7 protein-coding genes are annotated in these 11,631 nt (G+C 50.2%); 5 read left to right on the forward strand and 2 right to left on the reverse strand.

Translation table 11 applies throughout. From position 1 onward, the window contains the following. Nucleotides 1-227 precede the first annotated feature (227 nt). From ACN4EG_RS25760 to ACN4EG_RS25780, 5 genes are all read left to right on the forward strand, one after another. The gene (locus ACN4EG_RS25760; protein ID WP_431633147.1) at nt 228-647 is read left to right on the forward strand and encodes a hypothetical protein; all 420 of its coding nucleotides are present in this window, start codon (nt 228-230) and stop codon (nt 645-647) included. Nucleotides 648-956: 309 nt separating this feature from the next. Next, a complete protein-coding gene (locus tag ACN4EG_RS25765) occupies nt 957-2,771 on the forward strand; it encodes an aspartate kinase (protein WP_431633148.1) in 1,815 nt (604 codons plus the stop codon). A 40-nt stretch (nt 2,772-2,811) separates the two neighbouring features. Continuing rightward, nucleotides 2,812-3,147, forward strand: coding sequence for a cupin domain-containing protein (locus ACN4EG_RS25770; protein ID WP_431633149.1), 336 nt, complete (start codon nt 2,812-2,814; stop codon nt 3,145-3,147). Nucleotides 3,148-3,252: 105 nt separating this feature from the next. Then, entirely contained in the window at nt 3,253-4,065 is an 813-nt protein-coding gene (locus ACN4EG_RS25775) for an SDR family oxidoreductase (RefSeq protein ID WP_431633150.1), read from the forward strand. A gap of 1,584 nt (nt 4,066-5,649) precedes the next feature. Continuing rightward, nucleotides 5,650-6,084: a hypothetical protein gene (locus ACN4EG_RS25780; protein ID WP_431633151.1), complete on the forward strand. Its 435-nt coding sequence runs from the start codon at nt 5,650-5,652 to the stop codon at nt 6,082-6,084. Nucleotides 6,085-6,297: 213 nt separating this feature from the next. Here the strand turns inward: ACN4EG_RS25780 and ACN4EG_RS25785 are convergent, their stop codons facing one another. Beyond that, a complete protein-coding gene (locus ACN4EG_RS25785) occupies nt 6,298-9,183 on the reverse strand; it encodes a zinc-dependent metalloprotease (protein ID WP_431633152.1) in 2,886 nt (961 codons plus the stop codon). Nucleotides 9,184-9,408: 225 nt separating this feature from the next. After that, the coding region (locus tag ACN4EG_RS25790; protein ID WP_431633153.1) for a GH116 family glycosyl hydrolase at nt 9,409-11,631 on the reverse strand (2,223 nt) is incomplete at its 5' end.

The following is an 11,631-nucleotide window of genomic DNA, read 5'->3' on the forward strand; positions in this document are numbered from 1 at the left end:
TGTACACTTTGCCCATACGATATTCCTACAAGAGTGGATTTCAGAACCAATCAGATCCTAAATCCATTCTCGCTCAAACTCACAAAATTAATCCTGACACTCCACTAGGCTAACCATAGCCGCAATTCGTCCGATGACGGATTGGCTACACTCAGACCGGGAAATTAGACAGGGAAAGTGTGATTCTTAGGTCTTGCACTTCTACCTACTCGCAAAGGAGATTGACAATGCGAATTCAATTGAAGCAGATGGTTGTAATGAGCGCGATCGCAGGGGTGATGGGATACACCGCCCTGCCAGCCCGTGCCGCTGATATGCCAACTGCAACAACACCTGCCCTAGAAAAAGAAACCATTACTGGGGCTCGATCGGTAGAATTGCCCACCCCACCCGTTGCACCGATGTATTTCACCCTGCCGATCGAAGTGAAAGTGGTGAAAGACACCAGCGTCACAACCGACACGCCCATTACCGACAAAAATTCTAAGGATATTGCAGCCTGGGCCGCAGCGGTCAGTGCCTGCTTAAAGGAAAAGCCAGCCCTGGTTCGTCAGGTGGGCGAAGAGCAAGTTCCCTTTGATGTCAACGGAACCGCCAACGGCACCATCAAGCTGAATGCCAACGACAAACCCGTTTGTCCTGCCTAGGGCTAGACCGATACTAGATTGACAGATTTTTAATTTCTGACACTTAAATTTCTGACACTTAAATTCTGGCGCTAAGTCGTCTCTACTCAATCCTTTTCTCAATTATTTCACCGTTAGTTTTGAAGGATTGTCAGCATTAATCACGGGGGGTGTTCTCTGAGCACCTCCTTCTTTTTTGAAAAATCCCCAAAAAACTCGATCGAAGCGCTCGATTTTTCCTATCCTCAGTCACCATAAAAGTAGTAAGCTCAGTCAGGCAGATTTCTTGGGTTAGGCCCGTTTTCTCTGTTGTGTGGGGTTATTGGTTGTATGGCGCTAATTGTTCAAAAATATGGGGGAACGTCCGTCGGCACAGTCGATCGCATTAAAGCGGTTGCTGAACGGGTGATTAAGACCGTTAAGGCAGGCAATTCCGTGGTGGTCGTCGTATCAGCCATGGGCAAAACCACCGACGGGTTAGTTAAGCTGGCGAGCGAGATTTCGGAAACGCCCAGCCGCCGGGAAATGGATATGTTGCTGGCGACGGGGGAACAGGTGTCGATTTCCCTGGTGTCTATGGCGTTGCAGGAAGCAGGCCAGCCCGCGATTTCCATGACCGGAGCCCAAGTGGGGATTATTACCGAAGCGCACCACACCCGTGCTCGGATTTTAAACATCAGTACCGATCGCCTACAACGCCACTTGGATGAAGGCAAAGTCGTGGTGGTAGCCGGGTTCCAAGGCGTTAGCAATACAGAAGATTTGGAAATTACCACCCTGGGTCGCGGGGGATCGGATACCTCTGCCGTGGCCCTAGCCGCCGCATTGAAAGCGGATTTCTGCGAGATCTACACCGATGTACCGGGAATTCTGACCACCGATCCCCGACTGGTACCGGAAGCGCAACTGATGGGCCAAATCACCTGTGATGAAATGCTGGAATTGGCCAGCCTAGGCGCTAAGGTGTTGCATCCTCGGGCCGTGGAAATTGCCCGAAACTATGGGGTTCCCCTAGTCGTGCGATCGAGTTGGACAGACGATCCCGGAACTTGGGTCACGTCGCCGACGCCGCAACCCCGATCGATCGAAGGCTTGGAGTTGGCCCGTCCAGTGGATGGGGTTGAATTTGACGGGGATCAGGCCAAGGTGGCGCTGCTGCGGGTACCCGATCGTCCCGGTGTAGCTGCGCGGTTGTTTGGTGAGATCGCCCAGCATAGTTTGGATGTGGATTTAATTATCCAATCCATCCACGAAGGCAATACAAATGATATCGCCTTTACGGTTACAAAGGACTCGCTCAACAAAGCGGAGGCCGTATCCAGTGCAATTCTGCCCGCCCTGGGTACCAGTCCCGCCGATGATGCGGATGTCATGGTAGAACAACAAATTGCCAAAATTTCCATTGCAGGCGCAGGCATGATTGGGCGGCCTGGGGTGGCAGCGCAGATGTTTACGGCACTGGCCGATGCAGGCGTGAATATCCAGATGATCTCCACCTCGGAGGTCAAGGTCAGTTGTGTGATTGATGCGAACGATCGGGATCGGGCGATCTCAACCCTGTGTAGTACCTTTGAGATTACCTCGTCGGCCATGCCAACCAAGGCGGATCCTGCGGCCATGGCAGATCAGGCAGAAAATCCTTCAGTGCGGGGAGTTGCGTTGGATCTGAAGCAGGCCCGCTTAGCGATCCGCTATGTACCGGATCTACCGGGGATGGCAGCGCGGATTTTCACCCTGCTAGCAAAACATAACATCAGTGTGGACATGATTATTCAGTCCCAGCGCTGCCGCGTGGTGGGTGACACCATGACCCGTGACATTGCCTTTACGGTGGCGCAGATGGATGCAGAAGCCGCAAAGCAGGTGTTGGAGCAAGCCCAGGGGGATCTGGGCTGTGGCGAAATTGTCGTGGATAGCGCGATCTCCAAGGTCAGCATCGTTGGGTCAGGCATGGTGGGGCAACCGGGCATTGCCGCCAAGATGTTTGACGCGCTGCACCACGAGGGCATCAACATCCAAATGATCGCCACCTCGGAGATTAAGGTCAGTTGCGTAGTGGCGGAATCGGAAGGCGTGAAGGCATTGCAAGCGGTGCATTCGGCCTTTGAATTGGCGGGTAACCAAAAGGTCTATGTTCCTGCCTAGCTAGGTAGGCTAAGGAGTCCGGTTCACTGGAGGGGTTTTGATGAAATATCGATCGCTGTCCCAAATTTCCGGTGAGCCGGTTTCCCATAATCCTGAGATCACCAAGCAAGTCATGCTGCGATCGACGGATGTGCCCCACTTGACCAATTTTTCCCAAGCTCGGTTTGCGCCGGGACAGTCAGCAGTAGCTCACAGCCACGCAGATATGTACGAGGTGTTTTTTGTGGAAGCGGGCATCGGGGAAATTCGGATCAATGGGGAAAGCTATGCACTACTGCCGGGAACCTGTGTGGCGGTGGAAGCTGGGGAGTTACATGAGGTTCTGAATACCGGGAATGTGGATTTGGTGCTGACCTATTTTGGGATTTCGGTTTAACGAAAGTTGACAGCAGAATCCCGATCGTTGCCATCCCCCCGACCGGAATAAATCGAGCTAAGATGAAGCAGTTACGCTGGTTTTTGGGTAGTAACTGCTTTTTTTATGGCGAATACGATTTTAATTACGGGTGCGTCTTCTGGCATTGGCAAAGCAACGGTTTTGCTATTCCAAGAGCGGGGTTGGAATGTGGTTGCTACGGCACGATCGCTGGAGAAAACAGTAGATCTCGCAGCATTGCCTAGCGTACTATGTCTCCCGTTGGATGTGACGGATCAAGCATCGATTGATTCTGCCATCGCCGCAGCGATCGCGAAGTTTGGCACCATTGATGTTTTGGTCAATAATGCAGGCTTTGGGTTAGTGGGTGCCTTTGAAGCTTGTTCTGAGGCGGAAATTCGTCAGCAGTTTGAGACGAATGTGTTTGGCCTTATGGCTGTGACACGAGCTTTGTTGCCCCACTTCCGGGAAAATCGTCAGGGCACGATCGTTAATATTGCCTCGATCGGGGGACGGATTGCCTTTCCGCTGTATAGTCTCTACAACAGCACGAAGTGGGCAGTGGAAGGGTTTTCCGAAGCATTGCAATACGAATTGCGGCCCTTTAATATCAAGGTCAAAATCATAGAACCAGGGCCGATTAAAACGGATTTTTACGGGCGATCGATGAATCGAGCTAAGAAAGCAGATTTAACGGTTTATGATGATTACGCCGAAAAAGTGCTGCCAAAAATTAATCAAAATGGGGAGTTTGGCAGTCCACCCGAAGTGACAGCCGAGGCGATTTACCGCGCGGTGACAGATAGTCGTTGGCGGCTGCGCTATCCCGGTGGGGGCAATGCAAGTTTTCTATTGACTCTACGCAAACTGTTGCCCGATAGTCTCTGGACACAGGTGATGCGATCGTTGGAAAAATAGAAGGGTGGGCATGCTTTAAGCTATTTAGTTTTCTATGTACCCGCATTAGAACTGCTTTCACTATCTCGCATTCAATCACGTTGTCATTAATGGCACTAGATCTTGTTTCTTTACCTATTCCCTAGGTGGAAAGTGCGATCGCGTTGTCAATCATCTATGGTGCCTGCGAAAATCTTTGACATCAGAATGTGCGGTAGCTTTAGGCTTTGAAATGATTACATGGCAGGGGATTTTCTGGTACTTTACAAGACAGTCCCCGCAGGTAGTTAGTCACAGCTTTAATCAGTTGCAATTTGGAGGCGGAGTAGAGCAACAGGTTATTATTTTTTGTTGTTTGGATTTACAAGGACTGTAAAGTTGGATCAATTGAGAGACTTGGCACCAAAGATTTGTGCAATGGTCTTTCAGTAGAATTATGAAATCAGTTGATTTTGGTTTTTCCAACGGACAGCACGCACGATCGCACCTCCGACATTGAGGGCTACAACTAGAACAAATCAACTAGAAAAAATCAATGATTCAATAAACTGTAAGACTGAGTAAAGTTCTAATTTTCCACAGGAATAGAAATATTAGAACAGAATTCAAAAATGAATTGTATACATCTGATGAAGCAACTTCTTGGTGAACCCACTCATTCCGGATAATGTTCGATCGGGCATGTATCTCCCAATGTTGAATGTTTATCTAATGCCCATTACCCAATTTCAGTAGAAAGCTCTATGTATAACGGTCTATCACATCATCCAACAGTATCTATATCGCAGCATCCAGTTACTCAAAAAGAGGATCTTACTCAATCTACAATTCTTAGCGGAGTAGTCTCAATTTTATTTCCATTAATGATTGTGATAATGATCACAGGACATAAAAAATATAAAGTAGCCGCCCGCCAAAGACAAATTAATCGATTAAATCGGATATGGCAACTAGAGGCTAGTAAAAAATTCTCCTAATCTATTACTACTATCTTTCCCATGGCACTTCGTGTTGAAGTCAACCATGACTCAGCGTTCCAAGAATAGTACCTGCTTAGCGAAATCGTTTTCTACCAGAAAACAGAGAGAACTATCTTACTGCAAGGCTTGTAAGACCAAATCAATTTGCGATTGCAACCCATAGCGATCGGCCTAAATCCCCCTTTATCTTTAATAAGGGGGATTTTTAAAGCATTTGGCTAAATTTTTTCCTTCAACAAGAGGGAGCGGATTTGTGGCCTTGATACATCAATTTGATATGACTCAAGGATTAGATCTCAAGGATTAGATCTCCAATGGGGCGATCAGGTATCTACGGTTCGTTCGAGACACTGGCCGAGATTTTTGGGAAACTCGTGCCCCTAAGGGAACAGCGCATAAATAAAATCCCAATTGGGTAGGGGTAGGAGAGTAAAAGGGTAGGAGGGTAGGGGAATGAAGAGGGGATATTATTTCTTTGCAAATCCCTAAGCTTCGTAGATTTTTTATAGCTGAGGGATAGAAATCAAAATTTGAAAACTTTTTGCATATAATCCTCTGCAATGGAGTTATATAGTTCCAGTCAAACCCATGGAGTTTGACAGTCACCTGTAGCAACGTGAATCCTATGAATAGCTCCCAAACGATCCTCTTAGAAATCAGTGGTCAAGCCGCTAATAGCTACTATAACTTTCTCTCCCCAGCCTTTATGGGAAAAACCACGCTCCAACTCAGCGAAACTCGTCTGATTGAACGAACTCGCAAAATGGTAGCCTCCCGCTACTGCGAAGTTCTGCTCTCAGAAGTTGATTCTGCCGAAATTATCGAAGATGGCATCTCTTGGTTACTTGTGCTCGGTATTGTCACCCTTTGGGTCTTTGGCTTAGGACTCATTTTTATCGTTCTCTACTTCATTTTTAAATACAAATATCTGATTATTCGGAGTGGCAGTAATGCTCAAGTAGTCTGTATTGCCAATGCGAACGCAATGGAACGGGCAAAAGCCTTTATGGCTGAAGTTCTCAGCAAATCTGAACAAGCCAAGGGAACAGCGTATAAATAAAATCCCAATTGGGTAGGGGGTAGTAGAGTAAAAGGGTAGGAGGGTGGGGGGATGAAGAGGGGATATTATTTCTTGGCAAATCCCCAAACTCCCCGGATAAACCGTTATTTTGTCAATCTGAACAACTTGCATAAAAAATCCCCAGGCATCATTCTGCTGGGGATTTTGCATTGAGGTTAGTAATCTCAACGGGTTCAATTTCCGTTGTCTAACTTACTGGCCTTGCAATTGGGCATCTAACGTCTTTGTAATTCGATCGCGGGCTTCCTCCAAATGCGCCAGGGTGTACACATCCTTCTCATCCACCCGCTTCAGCCCTCGGCTAATGCCATCCCGTAATTGCTTTAACTCATAGCGCGCTACCGTTCGGGCATCCTCCGGCACCTCCACCTGCCGCAGCACAATCCCCACCATCACATTCAGGTATTCCCGTTGCAGGGCGCGCCGCAGACCCGACAGCTTCAGGGGATCCCCCGATTGCATCACATCGCCCCAAATACCCGCCTGAATCGTATCAAACAATTCGGGAATCGTGAGCGTTTGTTCTGGATTCTTTAATTCCCCATCCCGCAAACGTGACAAGCGATCGTAGGACATTAAGTCATACATCACAATCGTTTGTAGGAACAACACATTATCCAAAATAGGATAATCCAACTTAAAGACCGCTGGATTTGCGCCCCAATGGGACCAACGGGAGGGCGCTAACTTGTTCAACAACGTCGGCGAGAATTGGAATGCCTTCTCATTGAATACATTCATCTGAATTAAGTTCAACGCCTTTCGTTGATCCGCTAACGTCACTGACTCAAACGGTAAACGGCCCTTAGAATCCCCATAGCGCGATCGATTGAAATATTGCCCCCCCACATAATTCGTTAAAAACGAAGCATATTGGAAGTAATAGCCAAACACCGCATTAAACGCCACCCGCACATCATTAAAACTGCCGCCCTGCAAGGGATAGCGTTTATCGATGCGCTGCCACATGGCGCGGGCATTGTCCATTTGCCATTGGGAATAGGTCAGCAAATCGCTGCTCATATCAAAGACATTCACCTTTGGATTGAGCGCGGAAAACATGTCCTCATCGGTTGAGAAAGCCAAATCCGGTTCCGCCGATCGCGCCGCAATTTTATTCAGAAAATCCCGTTCTCCGATCGTCGTGGTGGCATCACTGACCCGGTAACCATAATCGATCGCCCATTCGTCATAGGGCCCAATGCGGTGGGTGTAGTAATCCCCTTGGGGCGTACCCTGGGGCGCTAAATTAACCGCGTTGTAATCCATCACGGAACCCCCCAGCCCTCGTTTATGGGTGATTTCCGGATTATTCAACTCCTCCGGCTTCAGCATGGCACTCGCCTGGAAATTATGGCGCAGTCCCAAGGTATGGCCGACTTCATGGGCAATTAATTCCCGCAAAAAGTCATTGACATACTTCGTCATTTCGGGGCTGCTGGGCAGCACATTTTGCATCAGCGACAGGGACATATGACCCACGGCAAACTGCTGCGCCCCTTCCAAGCCGTAGCACAAATCTTGGTAGGCAATTTGATGGGAACCAAAGCGCAGTCGCGGTAATTTCTTCTCCTGCAAGTCCTTTTGGTTGTGTTGTTTGAGCGATCGCCCCCGAGGGCCATAGTTACAAAGATTGGCATTACCCGTCAGTTGCGCCGCAAAGGGTAAATTCCGTTCTTGGTTTTGTTCTACGAGAGTGCGGAACTCATTTTTCATAAAGCGAACAAAATTCGCATCCACCAACACATCTGCATCCAAAATTTCGCCCGTCAACGGATTCACCCGCGATGGCCCGAGGGCAAACCCACCATCGGTGGAAGCAAACCAACGAATCGTGTTGTACCGCACATCCGCCGGATCCCAGTCGGCATTGTCCGGCATTTGTTTGGCTTCGATCGCGTCCTTAAAGCCAATTTTCTCAAACGCCTGGTTCCACATCAGAATGCCATCGCGAATCGCCTCGCGATATTCCTTGGGTACGGTATTCTCAATCCAAAAGGTAATCGGTTTCTTGGGTGAAGACAGCTCAGCTTTGGGATCGGCTTTTTCCAAATGCCAACGGTTGATATAGCGGACAAACGGCAAGCGGGACGTATCATCGGAAAAATCCTGAAACGCCGTGATGAAATAGCCCACCCGATCGTCGGCAAGGCGAGGACGGTAGGCGGGATTTGCGGGCAAGCTGGACAGGCTGTAGCGCACCTTCAGGTCAAAGGCCCGACTGTCCGGCACGTTATTGATAAACGCGGGCATATCCATGCCCCCAATGCCACCGCTGTAGCCGTAGACAGACTCAATTTCAAGATTTTGTGGAAACGGTTTAATTGAACCAAAGTACGTTCGGCTTTGATCGATCGCGTAGGGACTGCCCAAAAAGTTAACCAGCATCGGCGTGATACCTGGTAAATCCGTCAGCAATAGGGGATTGAGTTCCACTACCACAGATTCGTTAGCTTTATTCAAGCTGCGGATGGGCAGAGCCTCTAAGGTGGAATCACTGAACGATCGCTGCACCACGCCTTGAATGGGAGTGCCCGCCGTCGCCCGGAAATAGGTATTAGGAATGACAAACTGCACGGTATTGTTCACCCGCCGCAGGGTAAACATGAAATCCCCCAAGGGCATACCGCTATAAAGGGCACTCTCCCCAATTCCAGAGGCCAAGGTCATCGCCGCCAAATAGTTCTGATTGAACTGTTCAGGGCGCACTTCCATGAATAGCTTGCCCGTCTTCTCGTGGCGATAAAGAGTAAACAGCCCCTCCAGTTTCTTTGTGTCCTTGGTCAATTGGTCGAAGGGCAACAAGGGCAGTCCCTCACCGCTTTCTCCCGGCGGTTTTCGGGGTGGGCCTCCCTCCGAGGAGCTTTTGGGTAGGGAATGGCCTTGCGCCGTAGCTGGAGCGGCCTTGGGCACGGGTTTAGAGAGCGGCTTTTGCAACCCAGCGGAAATTGGTGGCGTAGTTGCATTGGCCTTTTCTAACCCAAACGGGTGTAACCCAGAAATCGCGTGCCAAGTCACTGGCATCGTCACGACCAAGAGTCCCAGCAAGAAGCTCAAAACAAAGAAAAAGCGTTTCATGGAGGTGGAGAGAGGAGAACGGAATAGCGATTCCCCTCAATATCCCCTTTCAAGGGAGACTTTCAAAGAATTGGTTCCTTTGGAAAGGGTGAGGAGGATCGGATCTATAGCTCGGATCTATAGCATTGATCACTCAATTGGGGATCCGATTGGAATCTAATTGGGATCAGAGCCATCTCAATTGTCACTGAGATATCCCATTTTCACACCCGTAACGGGTTCCGTCTAATGATCGCCCTCAGAAAAGCCGATCATTACGCCGTAAATCGCCCAAATCGCCATGGCTCGCAGGTAGTGACTGGCCCGGAATGTGGCGTTAGCGGTGATGGCTTCCGGTGTGCGGAATTGTAAACCGTTATTGTAAATTTGCTTAACAACCGCCTCGGCGATCGCCCAGCACTCTCGCCGGAAGTCCATCTGATAGAGGAAGGCCGCCAAGCCAAAGTTGATCCCCGTCCAAACTTCTAGGGGATGGGTGGAGTTGGGATTTTCCGGATGGCCGTTGGGTTTGACGCCGTTGGCTGCGCCGATCGGCAATCTGGATTTGCCCAAGGCACGATCGCCCTCGGAAATACGGCCATCACTGCCACTGGCTCCCCCGGCTGCGAGGTACTGGTTAAATTGCACAAAGCAGGCGTCATAGATGGTTTGCAAGGCTATTTTTGCGCAGTCAGGGGGAACGACATCGGGCAAGTGCAGCAGGCGAGCGTAGAACTGGCCGCAGAGTTGATCGGCCATGACCACATCGGAGCCGGATTCCCGATCGATGCGGTAGTAAGCGCCGTTCCACAGTTGGTCGTGGTAAACCGATCGGGCGGCAGTCAACCAATCCCGGAAGGTGGCGATCGCGGGCTCAATGGCGGTGGTATAGGCGGTTTCCGTGGGCGATTGCAGAAGAACTTGACCGACGGCGATCGCCGCTTCCAGGGCAGCAACCCACAACCCACCACAGTAGGCACTGACGCCCTTGAGTTTCCAATCATCGAAGGTCTGATCCGGTGCGCCACCATTTTCAGGAATGCCATCACCATCGAGATCAAACTGCTTCAGGTAATGCAAAGTTTCCACGATCGCGTCCCAACACTCCGCGAGGAATTCTCGATCGGTTGCACCCGTGAGTAAATAATCGCGATAGACTTGCAGAACAAAATCTGAACCCAGATCCTTCCACAGGTTGCAGTCCTGGTAGCTGGTGTAGTTGGTCTTTTCCCAGACATGTTCGTTCGGTGCCCCGAGGTCGTGGGGGGTCGCGCCTTTGACTTTTCGTAGGGCTTCGGGACTGTTCATACCGATCGTGGCATAGTAGCCAATTTTACGACGGCGATCGTCCTGTTGGGGAATGGCTCGGGCAAAGGCAGAGATTACCGCTTTTTCCAGCTTAGGCCACAGCATCAGCAACGCAAAGGAACCGTAGAGCCGAACATCTAAGCTTTCATACCAACGATAGTCGATACATTCCAAAACCGCATACTGTCCCACGGGATCGAGTTCACTGGCAGCAGTCCACAATGCGCCCCCCTGGGTCAGATCGTACAATTCGTTGAACAACGCCATTTTGAACCAGTCGGGTAAATCCGGATGATCCACGATCGGTTGCTGCCATGCTTCAATGCGATCGCGCCAGGTGGCATAGTGCTTCAGTCCCGTTTTAGCGATCGTCCAGGCATTGGTTCCCGTGCGACCAAAGAAATCGGTGTAGCGTTTGAAGTAAGTTACGCCCTCAGCAAATTCCATCACTGGAAAATCCCAGGCCAAAATAAACGGAATTTGACGCGTTTTACCAGGACGGACAGTGATTTTCACCGCGATCGCGCTGCCAATCCGTTCTCCGGCGATCGCGGGAGTTTCGTCCTCCACCTGCGCCAAGGTGCCATCGCTAGCAAAGCTTTGCCATAATTCGGCCCCATCCCCCGCCGGATTCCAGCGCGTGTGATACGTCACTTCCGCTAGGGGATTTAACAGAGTCGCGATCGACCATTCGCCATCCCCTTCCGCAGGACCGTTGGCTGTGACGTTATCGACATTATGACCATTACTATTGCTCGTACCATTGCCCATGACAATACCAATGCGATGTTCGTCGCCGATGAGCTGGTTGCGATTTCCGGCACTTTCTCCCAAGCGTGGCACATATTCATAGACCGGACTGCCATCATCCCGCACTTTCACATCCGGCGATTTGGCTGCATTGGTAAACCAACCAGCCAGATTCTCCCAACTCAGCATAATGCTAACGGTGATCGGCTCCTCGGTGGGATTGTGAATCGTCCAGAGGAAAGCCGCGATCGGGTAACTGGTTTCCTGGTAGTTTTGGGCCAGGATGGGAGAAAATTGCTCGCAGGTGATTTCTACCTGGAAGGGGTGACGGTACTCGAACCAACTGCGGGGGTAGAGGGCGGAGTAGCAGTTGTCAGGGTTGGGAGTTTCAGGGGTGGATGGGTGGGAGGG

This window comes from Alkalinema pantanalense CENA528 (assembly GCF_050753345.1).
GTDB lineage: Bacteria > Cyanobacteriota > Cyanobacteriia > Leptolyngbyales > Leptolyngbyaceae > Alkalinema > Alkalinema pantanalense.